This is a genomic window from Neorhizobium sp. AL 9.2.2 (genome assembly GCF_013317225.1).
Lineage (GTDB): Bacteria > Pseudomonadota > Alphaproteobacteria > Rhizobiales > Rhizobiaceae > Neorhizobium > Neorhizobium soli.
On sequence record NZ_JAALXU010000009.1, the window covers coordinates 185,130 to 204,235 of the forward strand.

Annotated in this window: 15 protein-coding genes; 3 read left to right on the forward strand and 12 right to left on the reverse strand. The window is 59.6% G+C overall.

Annotated elements, in window-relative coordinates; translation table 11 throughout:
• Nucleotides 1-213 precede the first annotated feature (213 nt).
• From G6K99_RS18600 to G6K99_RS18635, 8 genes are all read right to left on the reverse strand, one after another.
• Nucleotides 214-1,761 carry a cryptochrome/photolyase family protein gene (locus G6K99_RS18600; protein ID WP_174197444.1) on the reverse strand — a complete coding sequence of 516 codons (1,548 nt, stop codon included), beginning with the start codon at nucleotides 1,759-1,761 and terminating at the stop codon, nucleotides 214-216.
• A 319-nt stretch (nucleotides 1,762-2,080) separates the two neighbouring features.
• Entirely contained in the window at nucleotides 2,081-4,516 is a 2,436-nt protein-coding gene (locus G6K99_RS18605) for a PAS domain-containing protein (protein WP_092664631.1), read from the reverse strand.
• A gap of 591 nt (nucleotides 4,517-5,107) precedes the next feature.
• Nucleotides 5,108-5,470, reverse strand: coding sequence for a response regulator (locus G6K99_RS18610; RefSeq protein ID WP_162237932.1), 363 nt, complete (start codon nucleotides 5,468-5,470; stop codon nucleotides 5,108-5,110).
• Between the two features lie 121 nt (nucleotides 5,471-5,591).
• Nucleotides 5,592-7,463, reverse strand: coding sequence for an ABC transporter ATP-binding protein/permease (locus G6K99_RS18615; RefSeq protein WP_062458656.1), 1,872 nt, complete (start codon nucleotides 7,461-7,463; stop codon nucleotides 5,592-5,594).
• Nucleotides 7,464-7,937: 474 nt separating this feature from the next.
• Nucleotides 7,938-8,393 carry an RpiB/LacA/LacB family sugar-phosphate isomerase gene (locus G6K99_RS18620; RefSeq protein ID WP_062460374.1) on the reverse strand — a complete coding sequence of 152 codons (456 nt, stop codon included), beginning with the start codon at nucleotides 8,391-8,393 and terminating at the stop codon, nucleotides 7,938-7,940.
• Nucleotides 8,394-8,405: 12 nt separating this feature from the next.
• Nucleotides 8,406-9,176 (reverse strand): triose-phosphate isomerase, encoded by a 771-nt coding sequence (locus G6K99_RS18625; protein ID WP_062458658.1) that lies wholly within the window; start codon nucleotides 9,174-9,176, stop codon nucleotides 8,406-8,408.
• Nucleotides 9,173-9,952, reverse strand: coding sequence for a DeoR/GlpR family DNA-binding transcription regulator (locus tag G6K99_RS18630; RefSeq protein WP_174197445.1), 780 nt, complete (start codon nucleotides 9,950-9,952; stop codon nucleotides 9,173-9,175). The genes G6K99_RS18625 and G6K99_RS18630 overlap by 4 nt, the downstream gene beginning before the upstream one ends.
• Before the next feature lie 110 nt (nucleotides 9,953-10,062).
• Nucleotides 10,063-10,743, reverse strand: coding sequence for a GntR family transcriptional regulator (locus G6K99_RS18635; RefSeq protein WP_113165054.1), 681 nt, complete (start codon nucleotides 10,741-10,743; stop codon nucleotides 10,063-10,065).
• Nucleotides 10,744-10,912: 169 nt separating this feature from the next.
• Here G6K99_RS18635 and G6K99_RS18640 point away from each other — a divergent pair, with 169 nt between their 5' ends.
• The 3 genes from G6K99_RS18640 to G6K99_RS18650 all read left to right on the forward strand — a co-directional run bounded on the left by G6K99_RS18640 (nucleotide 10,913) and on the right by G6K99_RS18650 (nucleotide 14,777).
• Nucleotides 10,913-11,950, forward strand: a complete 1,038-nt coding sequence (locus tag G6K99_RS18640; RefSeq protein WP_174197446.1) for a 4-hydroxythreonine-4-phosphate dehydrogenase PdxA — start codon at nucleotides 10,913-10,915, stop codon at nucleotides 11,948-11,950.
• 164 nt (nucleotides 11,951-12,114) lie between these two features.
• Nucleotides 12,115-13,053, forward strand: coding sequence for a sugar phosphate isomerase/epimerase (locus tag G6K99_RS18645; RefSeq protein ID WP_174197447.1), 939 nt, complete (start codon nucleotides 12,115-12,117; stop codon nucleotides 13,051-13,053).
• A gap of 11 nt (nucleotides 13,054-13,064) precedes the next feature.
• A complete protein-coding gene (locus tag G6K99_RS18650) occupies nucleotides 13,065-14,777 on the forward strand; it encodes a dihydroxyacetone kinase family protein (RefSeq protein ID WP_174197448.1) in 1,713 nt (570 codons plus the stop codon).
• A 22-nt stretch (nucleotides 14,778-14,799) separates the two neighbouring features.
• Here G6K99_RS18650 and G6K99_RS18655 read toward each other — a convergent pair whose 3' ends face one another.
• The 4 genes from G6K99_RS18655 to G6K99_RS18670 form a co-directional block, all read right to left on the reverse strand.
• Nucleotides 14,800-15,528, reverse strand: a complete 729-nt coding sequence (locus tag G6K99_RS18655; RefSeq protein ID WP_174197449.1) for a sulfite exporter TauE/SafE family protein — start codon at nucleotides 15,526-15,528, stop codon at nucleotides 14,800-14,802.
• A gap of 86 nt (nucleotides 15,529-15,614) precedes the next feature.
• On the reverse strand, nucleotides 15,615-16,997 hold the full coding sequence (locus G6K99_RS18660) for an NAD(P)H-dependent oxidoreductase (RefSeq protein ID WP_174197450.1): 1,383 nt from the start codon (nucleotides 16,995-16,997) through the stop codon (nucleotides 15,615-15,617).
• A 44-nt stretch (nucleotides 16,998-17,041) separates the two neighbouring features.
• Entirely contained in the window at nucleotides 17,042-18,556 is a 1,515-nt protein-coding gene (locus G6K99_RS18665) for a tripartite tricarboxylate transporter permease (RefSeq protein WP_062458682.1), read from the reverse strand.
• 17 nt (nucleotides 18,557-18,573) lie between these two features.
• Nucleotides 18,574-19,068 (reverse strand): tripartite tricarboxylate transporter TctB family protein, encoded by a 495-nt coding sequence (locus tag G6K99_RS18670; RefSeq protein ID WP_062458685.1) that lies wholly within the window; start codon nucleotides 19,066-19,068, stop codon nucleotides 18,574-18,576.
• Nucleotides 19,069-19,106: the final 38 nt, after the last annotated feature.

Consider the following 19,106-nt stretch of genomic DNA (forward strand, 5'->3'; position numbering starts at 1 on the left):
GATCGTTCGAGAACGGTCGGTCGCGACCAGTTCTCGAAGGAACAAGTGAACCCGGTTCGCCTCCGCCCTGTTTTTCCTTCCGAGAGCGGAGGACCATTCCGCATGATCCCGGCTCACTCTTGCGGGTAGAGACACGGAACCCGTCAGCGATCGGGTCCATTCATTCTGCGGGGCGCTCCTTAGATGCTCCGTCGCCGGCCTATTTCCACACGGTCAAACACGGCTTCCGTCATCCAGTTTCCCGAGAAATGCAGAAGCACTGCTGCGATAGGCCTGCTGCGTTCCTGCCGACATCCGTCGCCATGACGCATACATCTGCGCCAAACGGTGGTTGCCCGACAGTGACTCGGCATTACGGGCGAGGAAATCCCAGTACAAGGCATTGAAGGGACAGGCTTTCTCGCCAGTTTTCTGCGACACGTCATACCGGCAGCTTTCGCAGTAATTGGACATACGAGAAATATACGCGCCGCCTGCGGCGTATGGCTTGGAGGCCATAAACCCACCGTCGGCAAACTGACTCATTCCGATCACATTGGGCAGTTCAACCCATTCGTAGGCGTCGGCATAGACTTCCAGATACCAGCAATGGACCGCGTAGGGATCAAGACCTGCCAGCATCGAGAAATTTCCGACCACCATCAGACGCTGGATATGATGCGCGTAGGCATGGGTAATCGTGTGTTTGATCACTGTGGACATGCAGGCCATGTCCGTTTCACCGCTCCAGAAAAAGTCCGGCAGGGGACGGGATGCGGCGAAGAAATTGCTTGTCTCGTATCCCGGCATTTTCAGCCAATAGATGCCGCGGATATATTCGCGCCAGCCGATGATTTGGCGGATGAAAGCCTCGACCGCATTCAGCGGCGCGTGTCCTTCGAAATACGCGCGCTCCGCAGCCCGGCATAGTGCGAGCGGATCGAGCAGTCCAACATTGATGTAGAAGGAGAGAAGCGCGTGGTTCAGGAACGGCTCTTCGGCCAGCATCGCGTCCTGCGTTTCGCCGAAATTCGGTAGGAAATCGCGGATGAATCCATCGGCTGCCTTCTCCGCATCGGTGCGGGTCACTGCAAACGAGAAATTCTCCGTCGAACCCATATTGTTCGGGAACGTGCGCTCGACGAGCGCAAGAACCTCCTGCGTTGCTGCGTCGGGCGGAAAGACATGATGCTTCGGGCGAAACAGGTCGGGTTTGGCAGGTTTGCGATTTTCACTGTCGAAATTCCACCGGCCACCTTCGGGGTGGTCACCGTTCATCAACAGGCCGGTTTTGCGCCGCATGTCCCGATAGAAATACTCCATCGTCAGAGCCTTGCGGTCCTTGGCCCAGGCTTTGAACTCCGTCGTCGAACAGATAAACCGCGTGTCCTGCCGCACCTCTACCGGCAGATTTACCAAACCTTGCCAGTCTTCCATGGCCGAAAGAACGCGCCACTCGGCAGCTTCGGTGACGATGATCGATCGGGGTGACGTCTCTGCAATCGCGCGCAAAAGCTCGGTCGTGAAGGAGCCTGAATTGTCGCGATCATCAAGCCGCACGTACCGGACGCAGAAGCCTTTCGCACGCAGCTCATCGGCAAAATGGCGCATTGCGGAAAAGATGAAGGCGAGTTTCAGTTTGTGATGCTCGACATAGGTCGCCTCCTCCACCACCTCGCACATCAGGACCATATCCTGCGTGGGATCGGCACCCTCAAGGCTCGATACCGACAAGGATAGCTGATCGCCAAGAATGAAAATGAGGTTGCGGGTTGGATTCACGGCTCCTTTGATCCTCTCCTATAGTGACGGATACCGTGCCTTTCCGCCAAACCCCTGCAAGAGCAGAGGTCGGGATCGAAGATGGAGCATGTCGATCTTGTCTATCCGGTGAATGCCGACGGGGTCGAAGCGTTGCATTGCTATACGCGAAAATCACAGGCCAATGATGACGGCGCGAGTGTACGCGCCGCCGCCTCCCATTTCGCTCGTCGATTGTCCATTCTCTGATTGGACCGCGAGCTGTGCGCAGACAGGCTTGCCCGTCGGTCCAGCCCCGAGTTCGAACGCTCCTCACGCCGCCCCGCTTTATTCGCCAAGGCTACTGGTCCAGCACCTTCCGTATTTTATCGGCAAGCTGATCGAGGCTGAAGGGTTTTTGCAAGAGGTGCGTTCCCCCCTCCAGCACGCCGTTATGGACAACGGCGTTGCGGGTGTAGCCAGTCGTATAGAGAATATTCAATTCCGGCATCAGAACCTTGGCGGCGTCGGCCAATTCTCGGCCTGTCATCCCCGGCATCACGACATCTGTAAACAACAAGGTCGGCTTGAGACCTGCCCTGATCAAGGTGAGCGCCTGCTCGCCCGATGCGGCTTCGACGACGGTATATCCCAGTTCCCGAAGCGCCTCGGTGGAGAAAACGCGCACGCGCTGGTCGTCCTCTACGACAAGGATCGTCTCGGAAACGCTGCCCCGGCCCGGCTGCTTGACGACGCCCTGGATGTTTACGGGGGCTTCAACCTCACCGTGATGCCGCGGCAGGTAGATCTTGATAGATGACCCGACGCCCTCTTCCGAATAAATTTTGACGTGCCCGCTCGACTGCCTGACGAAGCCGAAGATCTGGCTTAGCCCCAGACCCGATCCCTTGCCGACCTCCTTGGTGGTAAAAAACGGATCGAAAGCCTTCGCCATAACCTCGGGCGTCATCCCCGTTCCGGTATCCGATACGGCAATCATGACATATTGCCCGGCTGCCACTGCATTGTCCTGCGCGTATTCGTCGGAAAGATACGAGTTTGCGGTTTCGACCGTCAGGTTGCCGCCGCGGGGCATGGCATCGCGGCCATTGACGGCGAGGTTGAGAATGGCGTTTTCCAGCTGACTGCTGTCGGCATAGACTTTCCACAGTCCGGCCGCCAAGACGGTTTCCACGGAAACATGCTCCCCGAGCGTGCGGGTCAGCAATTCCGACATTCCGGCAATCATGCGGTTTGGGTCGATCACCTCAGGCTGAAGCGGTTGCCGTCGCGAGAAAGCGAGCAGGCGGTGCGTCAGTGACGCAGCTCTCGTTGCGCCATCCTTTGCGGCCTCGATGTAGCGGCCGACATCGACCTCACCGCGCGCCAACCGCTTTTCGAGCAGGCTGATCGAACCCAGTATGACGGCCAGCATATTGTTGAAGTCATGCGCGATGCCGCCCGTGAGCTGACCAACGGCTTCCATTTTCTGCGCCTGGCGCAACTGGTCCTGCGCGTCGACCAGCTTCGCGGTTCTTTCTTCCACTTCACGCGCCAGTTGCTCGCGGGACTTCGACAGAATATCGCGTGCATCGACGATGTCCTGGATATCGGTGCATGTCCCGAACCAGCGGCTGATTTCGCCATCCTCCTTCCGCACAGGCTGCGCGCGGCCGAGAACCCATCGATAGTTACCGCTACGATGTCGGAGGCGGTACTCGATGTGGTAGGGCTCTCCTGTGACGAGGCTGCGACGCCAGGTGGACCAGGCGCGATCCTGATCGTCAGGGTGGAATACGCCGTTCCATTCCTCGCCGTCTGTCGAGCCTTGCGGGACGCCCGTGAAGTCGTACCAACGCTGGTTGTAATAATCGTGGTGGCCGTCGGGTTGCGTTGCCCAGATCATCTGGTCGATCGAATTGGTGATCGCACGGAAGCGTTCCTCGCTCTCCCGCAGCGCGATTTCGACAACGCGGCGATCGGTGATGTCGAATGACACACCCGGAAACCGCAATGGTGTACCGTCCGGCGCAAGCGTGACGCGGCCTTGGGCAGTCACCCACCGGACGGAACCATCCGCGTCGACGAGCCGGTATTCCTGCGAAAATATAGTGCCCGTCTTCAGCGCTTCGTCGATCGCGGATTGAAGGGCCGGCAGATCATCGGGATGAACCAGACGGAAAAAAGCACCGATCGGAGCGCCGCTGGCGGCAACGCTCCGCTCAACGCCGTAGATCTTGGCAAATCGCGCGTCGGCCACCACGCTGTCGTTCGGGATGTCCCAGTCCCACGTCCCGACAGTCTCTGAGGCGCCGAGTGCGTATTCCAGTCGCTCTTCGCTCGCCCGCAACGCCCGTTGCGCAGAGAGGCGGGCGGTCGTCTCGGTACCTTGGTTGAAAACCCCGACGACACGACCTTCCGCCGAAAAGATCGGTGCGAAGCTGTAGTCCCAATGCGTATGCTGAACGCGTCCGCCGCGAAGCATCGGCAGCATTTGATCGGCCACACGAAAACCCTTGCCCGTCTCGACGACGGCCATGAGTTGCGGTTTTATGATATCCCAGATGTCCGCCCAGACGGTCGACGCGGGGCGACCCAATGCCCACGGGTGTTTCTCTCCAGCGATCGGCGACCACGCATCGTTATAAAGGAGACGCATTTCGTCTCCCCAGTAGATGGCAGTTGGCAGGTCGGTATTGAGGCACAAGGCCAGCGTGGTCTGCAGCTCTATCGGCCAGTCCTCGATAGGTCCTAAGCTGGTTGTGTTCCAATCGACCGCGCGAATCCGCGAAGCCATTTCGCCTTCTATCTCTGAAAGGATCTGCATCACGTCAGAGGCTCACTGGCTGTTCGGCACATGAAGGCTACGCTCATTTCAGTTTAATGGCTTCAGTCTGGAGATCGGGTCTAACAGAAAACGGGAGGGGTGGGGAGACGGTGTTTGACGCGTGGAGGATGGTGGCCACAGTCTGTGTTCAACCTCTAAGGCGAAGAGTTGTTTCCGCAGAATATTCCCGAGAAGCCGGTCTTCTCGCGCAACTGCTGTCTCCGGCAAAACCAGAGGCGGCGTCTTGGCGGACCGGTATGAGTCAGCGAGCCCTCGGTACGGCGCAAGAGGTCACCGAATTAACCACACCGCCAAAAGACCAACAGCGACGACTGTTGTTGCGGCACCGTAGCCGTAAAACGATTCAAGCAATTTGCGGTGCATGGGTTTCGTATCTCCATCCCGTGCGTCGGACGGGGCCCCGGTCATTGTCATTTATGCAAAGGTCTCAGTCGAATTCGTCGCCTCAAGCAATCCCTCGCGTCGTAACGGTAAACGCGGAGTCATCCCTTGGTCGCTCTGCATAACGCCGTTTGCGCAAAATGGTTCCATAAGAGCATGTCAAAGCATACACTCTCTGATGGTCTGGAGAAGTACGCCCGGCCCATGGGGTTTGGGGATAAAGCGTTCTGCAAACGTAAGCTCGGATTGTTGAAGCGTCCAGTTTCCCGACGTGAGGATGATCCGGATCGGGGGCCATCTATCGCGCACCATCCGAGCGAGTTCCACGCCTTCACCTTCGGCAAACAGGTCGATATCCGTCAGGAGAAGTTGGATATCGAAGTTGCTCTCCAGGATGTCTATGGCTTGGGCTGCATCGACCGCGGCGAACACCTCGTACCCGGCATCCTGCAACTCCTCCACCAATATAAATCGGAGGACGGGCTCATCTTCAACGACGAGAATAACTCCGGCTTGGCTCATTTCGGACCTCGGCATCACATTCTCTGTACGTTACCGTACAATTGAACATTTTGGCGAGGCATCAGTTCCGACTTTTACACAGGCGTTGCCTGAATCTGAGCCGAACTCTCATTCACATCCTCTACGGCTTGATGATCGGGCGAACGAGAAGTCGCGACAAGACGTTTCGGCCGCGTGTGTAAGGCGCGAGATCGACGTCGCTAACCAGCCTTGCCCCGCCCTCCCGGCGCTCGAGCGTGATCTTGCGGCTGTGAAACTGTTCGAGCTCTACGCGGTGTGCCACGCTCAGGATTGTGGCATTGGGCAGCTCGTCGATCATCATCTCCATGATTTTGTCCTGCGTCTTTTCGTCGAGAGCGGAGGTGGCTTCATCAAGGACAATGATGTCAGGGTCGTTGAGGAGAAGCCGGGCAAACGCCAACCTCTGCTTCTCTCCTCCTGACAGCGTGTGGTCCCATGGCGCTTCGTCCTCGATCCTGTCGCGCAGGTGCCCGAGCCCGACTTTGTCGAGGGCAACATGAATTTCTTCTGCCGACCACGTGTCTGCCGGTTTCGGGTAGGCGACGGCGCGACGTAGTGTGCCCGAGGGGATGTATGGTTTCTGGGGCAGCATGAACAGTTCCTGGCCCTTGCGGAAGTTGACACTTCCTTCTCCCCATGGCCACAGCCCCGCAATGGCTCGCACCAGCGTACTCTTGCCCGAACCGGATTCACCCGCCACGAGGACGCGTTCGCCGGGCCCGATCTCCACCTGCGTTTCCTTGACAACGGCAGTGCCGTCGCCAAGCGAGACGGAGACCTCGTTCAGGCTGAGCATGGTGTCGCCCTCAGTTTCGCCATGCTTGATCCGTCCGACAGTTTCATTCTGTTCGGCCTGTTCCAGACCATCAAGTGAAACCATCAGCGAGGCTACGCGACGGGCGCAGGCATTCCAGTCGGCGAGACGGGGATAGTTGTCGACCAGCCATCCAAACGCACCTTGAACGATTGTGAATGCCGATGCCGCCTGCATGACCTGACCCAGTGACATGCTGCCATCGAGGAACTTTGGGGCACAGAGCAGGACCGGAACTACCGGTGCAATGAGCATCGATCCGTGCGAGACCAAGGACGTGCGCATATATTGCCACGCAAGCAGACGCCACTGCTGACGGACATTAGCGAAGGTCCGATCGAGATCGTTGCGCTCTTCCTCTTCGCCGCCCAGCAGCGCGATGCTCTCGCCGTTTTCGCGCACGCGGGTCAGTGTATAGCGGAATTCGGCCTCCACTTGGTTCTTATTCTCGGACACTTTCACAAAGTTCCGGCCGATGACCGCGATCGAACTCGATGTGATGATGGCATAGACGACCGCCGCAATCACGAGGAAGCCGGGTATGGTGACGTAATTTCCGGCGATCGGAATGGTCAGCGCGCCACCGATCGTCCACAGGACGACGATGAAGGTCGACGCCGACACGAAAGCCGAAATCACCCCTGACGTGAAATCCACGGGCGATTCCGTCGCGATCCGCATATCCTCGGAGATGCGGGCTTCCGGGTTCTGGTGATCGCCTCCGATCAGGTTCAGCTGGTAGTAGCGTCCATTCGTAAGCCACCGCGAGATCAATGATTTCGTGAGCCACGAGCGCCAGCGGCGCTGCATCAGCATGCGCAGATAGACCTGCGAACTGACGAGCGCGACGCTTCCAAGCACGAGGGGCGGAAACAGAAGGCCTAGCGAATAGACCTGATCGGCATTCCGCTGCTCGATCGCATCGAATAGTCCGCGGTTCCAGACGTTGATACCATACTGGAAAGCGACGTTGACACCGATGAGCGCGAGAAGCGTTATCGAGCATACCCAGGCGATCTTGTCGCCATCGCGACCCCAATAGCCGCGAGCGCTGACCCAGAAACGTTTGAGAAGATAGGCGCGTCGTGCCTGTTCTGCCTGTTCCGGGGTAAGGGTGGCGGCTGTTGCGCCTGGCTTGGTCGAGGTGGTTTCTGACATTGACACTCCGGTCGAGATCGTCCGCTGGGCAGCGCACTTAGAAACTGTAGAAAGATTGACGGAAACGGAAAGCAGGTGGGGTAGGTGTGGCCTATGCCTGCGGATCGAATGGCGCGGCTAAAGCGACAAGCTGCGCTGCGGCCATCGCTCTCGTGTCAAACATGATTTGCTTTGCTGGAGTGCCAAAGTGGCGTTGTGCGAAAACGCTATGTTCAATCATCGTTTCTCCTCCCCTGATACCCGCAGGTGGCGCAGAAACGTAGTTTGGAACATTAAGGTTCCTACCGCCGGAAAGACGATAGACACTAGGATTTTTGAGGGGTGTGGGGACTAGGTTTCCAGTCGCCCGTAGGCCTGCCCGTTGAGCGAGCTTCGACGGGGTATGGCCGCGGAAAAGGACACGTGAATCTTGTGTCGACATCTGTCAGTCGGGGAGGAGGGCGTGACCGGACATTGTCCGGTCACGGAAAAGGTTCAGCGGGCGTTGTACTTCCCGTCTACCTCGTTGATCGCCTGGACATTTCCGGCCGAGCGACCGTTCTCGTCAAAAGTCTGCGCCAGAAAGGCGTCCGCAATCGCCTTGGCCAGTTCGGTGCCGATCACGCGGGCGCCCATGGTAATGATCTGGGCGTTGTTGGAGAGGGCGGCGCGTTCAGCCGAATAGGTATCATGTGTCAGTGCGGCGCGGATGCCGGGGACCTTGTTGGCCGAGATGCAGACACCGATGCCGGTTCCGCAAACCAGGATGGCCTTGTCATAGGTGCCGTCGATGACACCGGAGGCGACCCGGTCGGAAAGCGTCGCGTAGAACGCATCGGGACCGGCATCGGTACGCGATACTTCATGCACGTCGAAACGGTCTTTCAGATGATCAGCGAGAACCTTTGCGAGGCCTTCGCCGGCGCTGTCTCCTGCAATTGCAAGCTTCATGGTCATGTCTCCTCAGAGTTTGGCGGCACATTTTGCCAGGATGTCGAGATAGCCCTCGGCATTCCAGGCGGAACGGCCAATGAAGAGCCCGTCGATATGAGGGCTCGAAATCAGTTCTTCGCAATTGCCGGGATTGACCGACCCGCCATAGAGGCAGGGGATGCGGCGTCCAAGGATGGACTGCGCCACATCGATGATCTCGGCATGGCGGGCGGATGCGTAATCTGCGGTGGCGGGTATGCCATTCTCGCCGATCGCCCAGACCGGTTCGTAGGCGAGCAGGATCTCGGCATTCTTCTGGTCGCCCGACAGTTTGGAAAGGGCACCGCGAACCTCATCCGCAAGGACCTGCTGTGCGTTGCCGCTGTCGCGATCGGCGAGCGTCTCTCCGATGCAGATCAGCGGGATGAGCCCGTGGCGAACCGCTGCTTCGGTTTTCAGCCCGACGGTTTCATTCGTCTCGCCGAAATGCTCGCGCCGCTCGGAATGGCCGAGCTCGACGATGTCGAGCTTGCAGTCCTTCAGCATCAGCGGCGAGATCTCGCCGGTCCAGGCACCCTGATCAGCCCAGTGCATGTTCTGCGCGCCGACCTTGACGGAGGTTCCGGCAAGGGCAGCCTTGACCTCGCGCGTGGCGGTAAATGGCGGAATGACAAATCGCTGGATGCGCGAATCCCTGTCTTCATCAGCTGCCTTCACGGCAGCCGCGAATTCCAGAGCTTCGGCAAGCGTCTTGTTCATCTTCCAGCTGGTGCCGATCCAGAAGCTTGGCGATGTGGTCATGGATGTGATCCTCCCGACGATGCGATGGTCAGTGTGACGCCCGTGTCTTCGATGTCTCGAAGCAGTTGGGCCTCAGGCTGATGGTTGGTGATGACGGCGTCGAATTGATCGAGACCGGCGAGGACATGTAGCGCCGTTTGGCCGATCCGCTCGTGGTTGACGAGCAGGTAAGCGCGCGCCGACGATGCCATCATCGCCCGTTTTACCCGGATCACGGCGTCGTCCATGTGATAGGCCTGCCCCGATGCGACGGCCGGGGTTGAGATGAACGCAACGTCGGCTCTTAGCCGCGATAAAGCCTCTTCCGTCACCACGCCGAAGAATGCGTTGAACTTGGGCGAATAGACGCCGCCGAGGGCGATCAGCGTGATGCCGGTCTCGGTTTTCAGCCGCTCCATGACGGCCGCGTTGTTGGTGATAACCGTCAGCGGACGTTTGTCGGCCAGTGCCTCGCCAAGCACGGCCGCCATCGAGCCGTCATTGACCATGACAGTCATGCCGGGTTCGACCAGATCGACAGCTGCCTTGCTGATGGCGTGCTTGGCGGCATGATCCTGACGTTCGCGGATCCGAAAATCGCTCTCGAACTGGGTACCTGCGTCGATCGTTGCGCCGCCGCGCACTTTGCGAAGCACCCCTGCCTGCTCAAGCTCATCCAGATCACGGTGAACGGTCATCTTGGAGATGGCAAAAAGCTCCGCCAGACCGTCGAGATCGACGGTTCTCTTCTCAATCAGCAGATTGATGATCCGTTGGTGTCGTTCTTCGCGCTTCATCCGAGACCGTCCGCGTGGGATGAAACGGATATAACGCCTACATTGTTATAATCAACATTATTGGTGTGATTTTGTTAGGTCGATGTTGGCTTTGGCCATTTTCACCAGCGCTATATCGCGTCTTTGACGCGCTGCCACGCATTGAGCAAATGAAGCCCCAATACCTTTGACAAGGTTTTCCCGTCCCGCGCTTCGAGCGCGACGATCATCTCCTCATGCTCAGCCATGGCCGCCGACCACTTGTCCGGACCCTCGTGGCCGATGAACCGGATTCTCTTCAAGCGCGACTGCAGTTGCGCTTGAACGCTGCTAAGTGCCTGGTTGTCCGCGATCCGACAGATTTCGGTATGGATGGCCTGGTTGAGCTTGTAGTAGCGCAGGCGATCCTTCACGTCGTAGCAGGCCCGCATCTCGTCATGCAGTTGCCTGACCCGGGCGATATCGTCATCCGTCGCGGTCTCGCAGGCAAGGCTTCCGGCAAGCTCCTCCAGGTTCTTCAGAACGATGAGCATGTCGTGCACATCCTTGCCGCTGAACCTTTTGACGATCGCGCCGCGGCTTGGAATGAGTTCGACGAGCCCTTCGCTGGCAAGGTACTTGATCGCTTCCCGCAGCGGCGTGCGCGAAACGCCCAGCTGTTCGCCGAGCTGGCTTTCGTGCATCCGCGAACCGGGGGCAAGCTCTCCCTCGATGATCATGTCGCGCAACCGAGTGACGAGCGTGTCGTGCAAGGCCGTCCGCCGGATGGGGCCGGATGGCGAGACAGGCGATTCGGGCAGTGTATCACTCATTTTGAAAGCTCGATTTCTGGACCGCCGTGATGATCAAAGCGTCTCGCCAGGATTATACCAGAACCCGAACGGCACCAAACGTAAAAATGCTGCATACAAAATGCAAAAGACTTGTCCTGCGATTTCGGATGGCTTAGAAACGTCCTCACCGAGGTAGGAGAATTGACCCATGGATATCACCCAGCATCACGATAGCCGTCCCACCATTGCGCTTGCGATGGGAGACCCGGCCGGTATCAGCCCCGAACTGACCGCACAGCTTCTGGCTTTGGATGACATCAGAGAGCAGGCCTATATCGTTGTGATCGGCGATCGGCGCATTCTCGATAAGGGCGCGCAGGAAGCAGGCGTTCAGCCAGATCTGATCTCGGCTTCGCTCGATGATCTTTCGGGTCTCGATCGCTCGAAGCACGCATTTATCGATTTGGGCCATCTCGCTCCGGAAGAGGTGGAGCGCGGCGAAGCGACGCTGGCCGGCGGCACGTTCGCCACGCGCAACTTCCGCACCGTCCTTGAGCTCGCCCATGCCGGAAAGGCCGATGCGGTCTGCTTCACGCCGTTCAACAAGAAGGCGATGCGCTTTGCCTATCCGGGCTACGATGACGAAATCCGTTTCGTCTCGGACGTTCTGTCGTTCACCGGCAAGATCCGCGAGTTCAACGTTCTCGAAAAGATCTGGAACGCACGTGTCAGCTCGCACATCCCGCTCAAGGAAGTGGCTGCCAACCTGTCCGTGGACCGGCTTCTGTCGGAACTCGAACTGACTGTTTCTTGCCTGAAGGCCGCCGGTATCGATGAGCCGCGCGTCGCGGTCGCCGGTCTCAACCCGCATGCGGGCGATGGCGGCAGCTTCGGAATGGAAGAAATCGAGATCATTGAACCCGCCGTTGCCGAAGCAAAGGCGCGCGGTTACGGCGTCGAGGGTCCGTTCCCGGCCGATACCGTGTTTCTTCGCGCCATGAAGGAAGGCTATCACGCCGTCCTCACCATGTATCATGACCAAGGTCAGATCGCCATGAAGCTGATTGGCTTCGACAAGGGCGTGACGATGATGGGTGGCCTGCCATTCCCGCTTTGCACGCCGGCTCATGGCACGGCCTATGACATTGCAGGCAAGGGCATTGCCGATATCGGCGCGACCCGTGAAGCGATCCTGCTTGCGACCCGTATGGCAAAGCGCCAGCGCCAGGCAGCCCAGGCCGCCTGATCACTTGATCATAAATGACCGGCCGTGAATGGCCGGTCATCTCAGCCCGAGAGGACGCGGGCTTGGCGCATGTCGGTCGGCTTGAACGCCGGCTGCCAACTGTCAGAGTGTGCGGCTTCCCTGCGCCATCAAGAGCGCGGTGGCGTCGCGGTTGGAGGACGACAATGACAAGTTCAGCTCCCAAGTGGACGCGTGAGACCTGGCCGATCGCGGCCGCAATGATTCAATACCCCAATATGTTGCCGGACGGTCGTTCGGTTCAGGATCAGACCGTCGAGGAATGGGCCAAGACTGTCGGCGAAGTCGCAGATGCAGGCTTTACCGAACTCGATCCCACGGACAGCTGGCTCCGCGTCGCCGATCTTTCGGCTGATCGCCGTCGTGCGTTCTGCGAGGTCGTGAAAGATGCAGGCATGACCATCCCGGCGATATCGACATCGCGGCGCAGCGTCATCGACGAGAAACACGGCGACGATTACCTCGCCTACAGCCACCGCGTCATCGAGACTGCCGCCGAGATCGGCGCGCAGAGCGTTTCCTTCGGCTTTTTCGAGCCGCTGACGGACAAGCAGAAAAGCGCGTTGTGGTTCTGGACCGAACAGGGTGCCAAAAACCCCGATGATCCCGCGACGTGGAACAAGGCGGTGGCCCGCGTTGCCGAACTCGGCAGGCACGCCGCAGAAGTCGGGATCGAGGTTTCCCTCGAAATGTACGAGGACACGTATCTCGGAACGGCGGACAGTTCTGTCCGCTTCGTCGAGGAAGTCGATCTGGCCAATGTCGGCATCAACGCCGATCTCGGCAATCTCATCCGTCTCCATCGGCCTGTCGAGCACTGGCTGCAAATGATGACGAAAGTCGCGCCTTTCGCCAAATACTGGCACGTCAAGAACTACATGCGGATCGAGGACGAGCATGCGGGCCTGATCGCCAGCCACCCGGTTCCGCTCGAATCCGGCTTGATCAACTATCGCACAGCAATCAAGCTTGCGCTGGAACACGGCTTCAACAGCCCGTTCCTGTGCGAGCATTATGGTGGCGACGGCCTTTCCGTCAGCGCGACCAACCGCGACTATCTCCGGCGCATTCTGCCGCGTAATTGAGGACCGCTTAAATGACGACGATCTTTGATGCCCCAGACGAATTCGCCTCGACTGCGCTTGCCGGCTTTTGTCAGATCTATCCCAACCACGTACGCCTCATCACCAACGGTGTCGTGCGAGCCACCAAAGTGCCTGATGGCAAGGTGTCGGTGGTTGTCGGCGGCGGCTCGGGTCATTATCCGGCTTTCGCGGGCTATGTCGGCCAGGGTATGGCCGATGCAGCGGTTGCAGGTGACGTGTTTGCGTCTCCATCGACGGCAGCGGTTGCACGTGTCTGCCGCCATGCCGACAATGGCGGCGGCATCATTCTCGGCTTCGGCAATTATGCAGGCGACGTGCTGAATTTCGGGGTCGCTGCAGAGCGTCTTCGTGCCGAAGGCATCGATGTGCGCATCATTGCCGTGACCGATGACGTTGCGAGTGCGTCGGCTGACGAACACGCCAAGCGCCGCGGCATCGCCGGCGACCTCATGGTCTTCAAGATAGCGGGAGCGGCGGCGGAAGCGGGGCTTTCGCTTGACGAGGTGGAGCGTATCGCCCGGCATGCCAATGAACGCACGGTTTCGTTTGGCGTCGCCTTTGCAGGCTGCACCCTTCCAGGTGCAAAGCAGCCGTTGTTCACGGTCCCGAAAGGCCGGATGGCTCTCGGCCTCGGCATTCACGGCGAACCTGGCATTAGCGAGCAGGATATCGCGAGCGCGACGGACCTCGCGGATGTTCTCACGGACAAACTGCTGGCCGAAAGGCCGCAGGGCTGCACGCGCGTCGCGGCAATTCTCAACGGTCTCGGTTCGACGAAATACGAAGAACTCTTCGTGCTGTGGACCGCCGTCCAGAAGAATCTCACCGGGTCCGACCTTCAGATCGTCCTGCCGGAAGCCGGGGAATTCGTCACCAGCCTCGACATGCAGGGTTGCTCGCTGACGCTGACTTGGCTCGATGAAGAGCTTGAGCGCTATTGGGCGGCACCCTGCGATGCGCCGGCATTTCGTCGCGGACGGCCTGAAGTCGCTGAATTGCGCACCGATGTCATCACCGATGAGGAAGCTGCTCCGGTCATCCCGGCGGCATCCGAAGCGTCGCGAAAGTCGGCCGCCTGCATCTCGGATCTGTTTGCCAGGATTGCCGCCATGCTCACGGACAAGGAATCCGAGCTTGGACGCATCGATGCGATTGCCGGCGACGGCGACCATGGGCAGGGAATGCAGCGTGGTTCCGATGCCGCTGCCAAGGCGATGGCCGCTGCCGTATCGGCGGGAGCCGGCGCGCAGACGACGCTTGCGCTTGGCGGCGATGCCTGGGCTGACCGCGCCGGCGGCACATCCGGCGCGATCTGGGGATTGCTGCTGCGGTCGTGGAGCAGCGCACTGAGCGACAACGACGTGCCTGATGAAGCAGCGATTGCCGAAGGCGCGCGCAGGGCACTGGAGGCCGTGACCACTCTCGGCCGTGCCCGTATCGGCGACAAGACGCTCGTGGATTCCCTTATTCCGTTCGTCGAGACGCTGACGGAGAAGACCGCGGCCGGCAAGTCACTGCCGGAAGCCTTCAAGGCTGCAGCCGACGCATCGAGCGCGGCGGCCGAAGCAACAGCTGCACTTACGCCGCGGCTGGGCCGTGCGCGTCCGCTTGCGGAAAAGAGCATCGGCCATCCGGATGCCGGCGCTGTATCGCTGTCCATGGTGGCGCAGCTTGCTGCCGGCTTTATCGCCGACCGCGGCTGACCCTGAGAAGGTCTGTTCGGTTTCAGCCGAACAGACCGACACATGTGAGCCACAGGCCGGATGCCAGGGTAATGGCATCCATCATGAGGCCAAACTTGCGCTCGGACATGCTGAGGACATACCGTTTGGCAAAGAACGTTCCGGCCATCAGTGACGAACCAATGACGAGACCGCTGATCGCGAGATCATGGGTGAGCGCACCTGCCTGATAGAACGTGAAAACCTTTGCGGCCTGCACGAAAATCGAGGCCGCCGCTTCCGTCGACAGGAAGGCGCCCTTGGTCAGCCCGAAGGCCAGGAAGGCTGGAATGCTGAGTGGGCCGGTGGATAGGAACATCCCGGTCAGAAACCCGACGACGGCACCGGCGATCGCCATTCCACTGAGACCGATGGTCATGTTGCGGTGGCGAATGTATCGCCGGAACGGGACGAGCAGCATGATGAAGATGCCGAGCAAAGTGCCGCTGATGGCTGCCGGCAGATGGACAAGGCTGACAGCGCCCAATGACGCTGCCGGCATGCCAGGCAGCGCATAAGCGAGAACGGCGCGCCAATTGACATGCCTGTGCCAAGCCATCACACGCGCGGCATTCGCCATCAGCCCGGCGATCGCCATGACGGGAATGGCGCGCGCGGGGTCAAACATCGGAACAAGGACGGGCAGGAGAATGAGGCTGGCGCCGGTGCCGATCACCCCGCTCAGGCAACCGGCGACAAAGCCTATGGCGCAGACGAGGATATAGGAGAGCAAGGCTTATCCTCGACGCGAGTTCGGCCACAGGGCCTTTAAGAGCGCGCGGCCAGCGTTAGCGCCGACCGCGCATTGCCTTGGGAGGCTTAGAAGAACGCCTTGTCCTGCTCGCCCCGCAGTTCGAGCAATGCCGAGGTCTCATCAAGTTCGACATCGCCGCAAAGGATCGGCTGGCCCGCCCTGACCGCTCTCTTTAGGGTGCGATTGGCTGCCAGGTAGAAGGGAACGGCCGTATCGTCCAAGAGCGGGCCGGCCGGGATCATCCGCGCAGAAACGTTGACGATCGAGTGATGGTGGCCGCTTGCCGTCAAAACTGTTCCGGCTTCGATATCTGCATCTGCATGCGCGACGAGGTCGATCACCGGCCGCGGCTCGGCCGCACCACTGGAGACGCCGCGCAGTCCCACCTCCAGAATGCTCGTTGCAGCCTCGACGCCCAGAAGATGGCGTGGAATGTAGAGCATGGCGACATCGCCCTTGCGGCTCACGACATGGCCTTTTTCCGCCAGCATCTGCCAGGTCTCCGCGTCGTCGCAACGCACCGTCACGAAGACGCCGCCGGCAAAGCTCAGTTCGCCGGGAAGGCGAAGGCAGTGGAAGACGTCGAGCACCTTTGGCGCGCCAAGCAACCCGCTGCTCGAACGCTCGGAAAAGAAATCGGCAACTTCGGTTATCCGCGCGATCGGAACATGCAGATCTGGCCGGTCGACCAGGAAGCCTGTGGCATTGGCAACGAGGGTCATTTCACACAGATCCGGAACTGCCCGCTGCGGAAACTCCGCTGCGATTTCCGATCGTCTTGCCGCGATGGTCGACAGGTCCAGTGTTGCCGGTTCGATCCAGTCGCCAAAATCATGTGCAGACGCGGTCTTGCCGTTGGAGCTCAGCGTCTTCTGTTTTGGGTCGTAGACGAAATCGTATTCGCTGGCCTTGCCGGCGGCGATGATATCCAGTCCGAGCACTTCCGCCCAGGTCACCAGACCCATCAACAGGCTCGGCTGATCGCCATCGACCGGGGTGACGATGACATTGTTGTTGCGGGCGCGCAGTGCAAGGCCGGGACCGACGACGCTATCGACTTCCTTGGAGACGAGCGCGACATGCTTGCCGGCATCGATCGCAAGCCGGCAATGCTTCGCGCCGGCTTCCGGATGACCGGTGGCTTCGACAACCACGGAGATCGGAAGGTCGAGGACGACGGAAAGGTCACCCGCCGCAATATAATGGCCGTTCTCCCAGGCCGTCTTCGCCTCGCTCGCGGTTGCGCATTGGGCAATCCTGGAAGGATCGATCCCAAGACCCCGCAGAACGTCTGTCGCGGTTTGCGCCTTCAGATCGACGGCAACGCGGGTGCTGATCAGTGGCGTCTTCAAACTCTGCGCGATGAAGCTGCGGCCGAAGCCGCCGGTGCCGACGATGCAGCATTCCACCGGGGCGGACTCTCTGCCGAAATAGGTGTGATAGTTCATGGTGTTCCCCTCCTAAACCGAAACGAAAAAGGCGTGGGCGCGGCTTATGCCGCCGCGTCCACGTTCTTGTGGCTTCTGAGGTACTTGATGAACTTCAGGCTCTGCGGAATGATGAGAAGCGCGAGTGCCACTGTCATGATCGAGCCGACCAGATAGTTCGAGAAGAAGATCCCGAGCGATCCGTCGGAGGCGATCATCGACTGGTGGAACGAGCTTTCCGCCTTGCTGCCGAGAACCATGGCGAGAACCAATGGTGCCAGCGGGAATTCCAGCTTGTTGAAGACGAAACCGACGACGCCGAAGATCAGCACGAGCCAGAGGTCGGACGTCGAGTTCGCCACCGTATAGGCGCCGACGAAGCAGATCGCCACGATCATCGGACCGATGATCGAAAACGGGATGCGAAGCAGTGCTGCGAAGAACGGAACCGTCAGCAGAACCAGGATAACGCCGACGAAGTTGGAGATATACATGCTGGCGATCAGGCCCCAGACGAAGTCCGGCTGCGTGGTGAACAGCATCGGGCCGGGCGTCAGGCCCCAGATCATGAGGCCGCCCATCATAACGGCTGCGGTTGCAGAGCTCGGAACGCCCAAGGCAAGCATAGGCAGCATGGCGCAGGTGCCGGCCGAGTGGTCGGCGGTTTCCGGTGCAACGATACCTTCCGGACGGCCGGTACCAAATTTCTCGCCCGGCTTCGACCACTGGCGCGCGAGACCATAGCTCATGAACGATGCTGCGGTCGGGCCGCCGGGCGTGATGCCCATCCAGATCCCGACGGCAGACGAGCGCACGATCGTGGTGAAGTATTTCGGCAGCTCCAGCATGGTCTTGAAGACGTCGCGCGGGTCGATACGGGAGGCGACTCCGCGGAATTTCAGCCCGTCCTGGACGGTTGCCAGAAGTTCGCCGATCCCGAACAGACCGATGACGACCACCAGGAAGCTGACGCCGCTGAGGAGAGCTTCGATGCCGAATGTCAGGCGAAGCGATCCGGTGACGGTATCCATGCCGACAGTGGATAGAAGAAGGCCGAGGCTGAGCGAGACGGCCGTCTTGATCGGCGAAGCGCTGCCCATCCCCACAAAGGCGCAGAAAGCGAGGAAATAGACGGCAAAATATTCAGCCGCGCCGAAACGAAGCGCGAAGCGTGCCGCCCAGGTGGACAGGAGCGTGATGACGACGATACCGACGAAGGCGCCGATGCCGGCAGACATGAAGGCAAGCGTGAGTGCGCGGGTCGATTGCCCGGATCGCGCCATCGGATAACCATCGAAAGTGGTCGCCACCGAACTCGGCTCGCCGGGAATGTTGAAGAGGATCGAGGTCGTCGAGCCGCCGAACAGCGCGCCCCAATACATCGACGCCAGAAGGATGATCGCCGAGACCGGGTCCATTGTGAAGGTCAGCGGAATGAGCAACGATACGCCGTTCGGCGCTCCGAGTCCGGGGAGCACGCCGACGATCAGCCCGAGAAGGACGCCGACGATCATCAGGGTGATGTGCATCGGCGTAAGGGCCGTCGCAAAGCCACCCATAAGCAGTTCAAAATTTTCCATGATCAAGCTCCGGGTGCTTAGTAGATGCCGAGCATTTCTTCGATCGGGCCCTTATGCAGCGGCACCTGGAACGCTTTTTCGAAGACGAAATAAAGCGCGATGGAGAAGACAACACCGATCAGGATCGCGATCCACGGCTTGTAGCCGCCGTTGCGCCAGGCAACGTAGAAGAGATACAGCGCTGTCCCGATATAGGTGCCGAGAAAGACAGTCACGATGACGAAGACGATCATCGGCAGAAGGAAGGAAAGAACCCTTCGCGTCTGTTCCGGCTCAAGGAACGTCTCGCGCATCTCCTCGCTGCCCATTTTCAACCTGAAAATGGCCTGGGCCGCGCTGGCAAACGCCGCAACGATCAGGATGATGCCGACGTAAAACGGAAAGTAGCCCGGCATGGGGCCGGATTCACTCCAGCTGACGCCGAGTTCCAGGGCACCTGTTGCACCCAGCGCGCCGACGGCGGCAAGAGTGATGGCTGTGACGATCTCGACATGGAGTCGCTTGATACGCATGATTGATTTCCCTCGATCGAAAGATCCGGCATGAAAAA

What these genes read in the sequence shown, in the direction of transcription:
- G6K99_RS18635 (WP_113165054.1), bottom strand. Translation starts at nt 10,743, where the DNA reads ATGAGTGATACACTGCCCGAATCGCCTGTCTCGCCATCCGGCCCCATC.
- G6K99_RS18660 (WP_174197450.1), bottom strand. Translation starts at nt 16,997, where the DNA reads ATGAACTATCACACCTATTTCGGCAGAGAGTCCGCCCCGGTGGAATGC.
- G6K99_RS18670 (WP_062458685.1), bottom strand. Translation starts at nt 19,068, where the DNA reads ATGCGTATCAAGCGACTCCATGTCGAGATCGTCACAGCCATCACTCTT.
- G6K99_RS18665 (WP_062458682.1), bottom strand. Translation starts at nt 18,556, where the DNA reads ATGGAAAATTTTGAACTGCTTATGGGTGGCTTTGCGACGGCCCTTACG.
- G6K99_RS18640 (WP_174197446.1), top strand. Translation starts at nt 10,913, where the DNA reads ATGGATATCACCCAGCATCACGATAGCCGTCCCACCATTGCGCTTGCG.
- G6K99_RS18625 (WP_062458658.1), bottom strand. Translation starts at nt 9,176, where the DNA reads ATGACCACATCGCCAAGCTTCTGGATCGGCACCAGCTGGAAGATGAAC.
- G6K99_RS18605 (WP_092664631.1), bottom strand. Translation starts at nt 4,516, where the DNA reads ATGGCTTCGCGGATTCGCGCGGTCGATTGGAACACAACCAGCTTAGGA.
- G6K99_RS18610 (WP_162237932.1), bottom strand. Translation starts at nt 5,470, where the DNA reads ATGAGCCAAGCCGGAGTTATTCTCGTCGTTGAAGATGAGCCCGTCCTC.
- G6K99_RS18630 (WP_174197445.1), bottom strand. Translation starts at nt 9,952, where the DNA reads ATGAAGCGCGAAGAACGACACCAACGGATCATCAATCTGCTGATTGAG.
- G6K99_RS18645 (WP_174197447.1), top strand. Translation starts at nt 12,115, where the DNA reads ATGACAAGTTCAGCTCCCAAGTGGACGCGTGAGACCTGGCCGATCGCG.
- G6K99_RS18615 (WP_062458656.1), bottom strand. Translation starts at nt 7,463, where the DNA reads ATGTCAGAAACCACCTCGACCAAGCCAGGCGCAACAGCCGCCACCCTT.
- G6K99_RS18620 (WP_062460374.1), bottom strand. Translation starts at nt 8,393, where the DNA reads ATGAAGCTTGCAATTGCAGGAGACAGCGCCGGCGAAGGCCTCGCAAAG.
- G6K99_RS18650 (WP_174197448.1), top strand. Translation starts at nt 13,065, where the DNA reads ATGACGACGATCTTTGATGCCCCAGACGAATTCGCCTCGACTGCGCTT.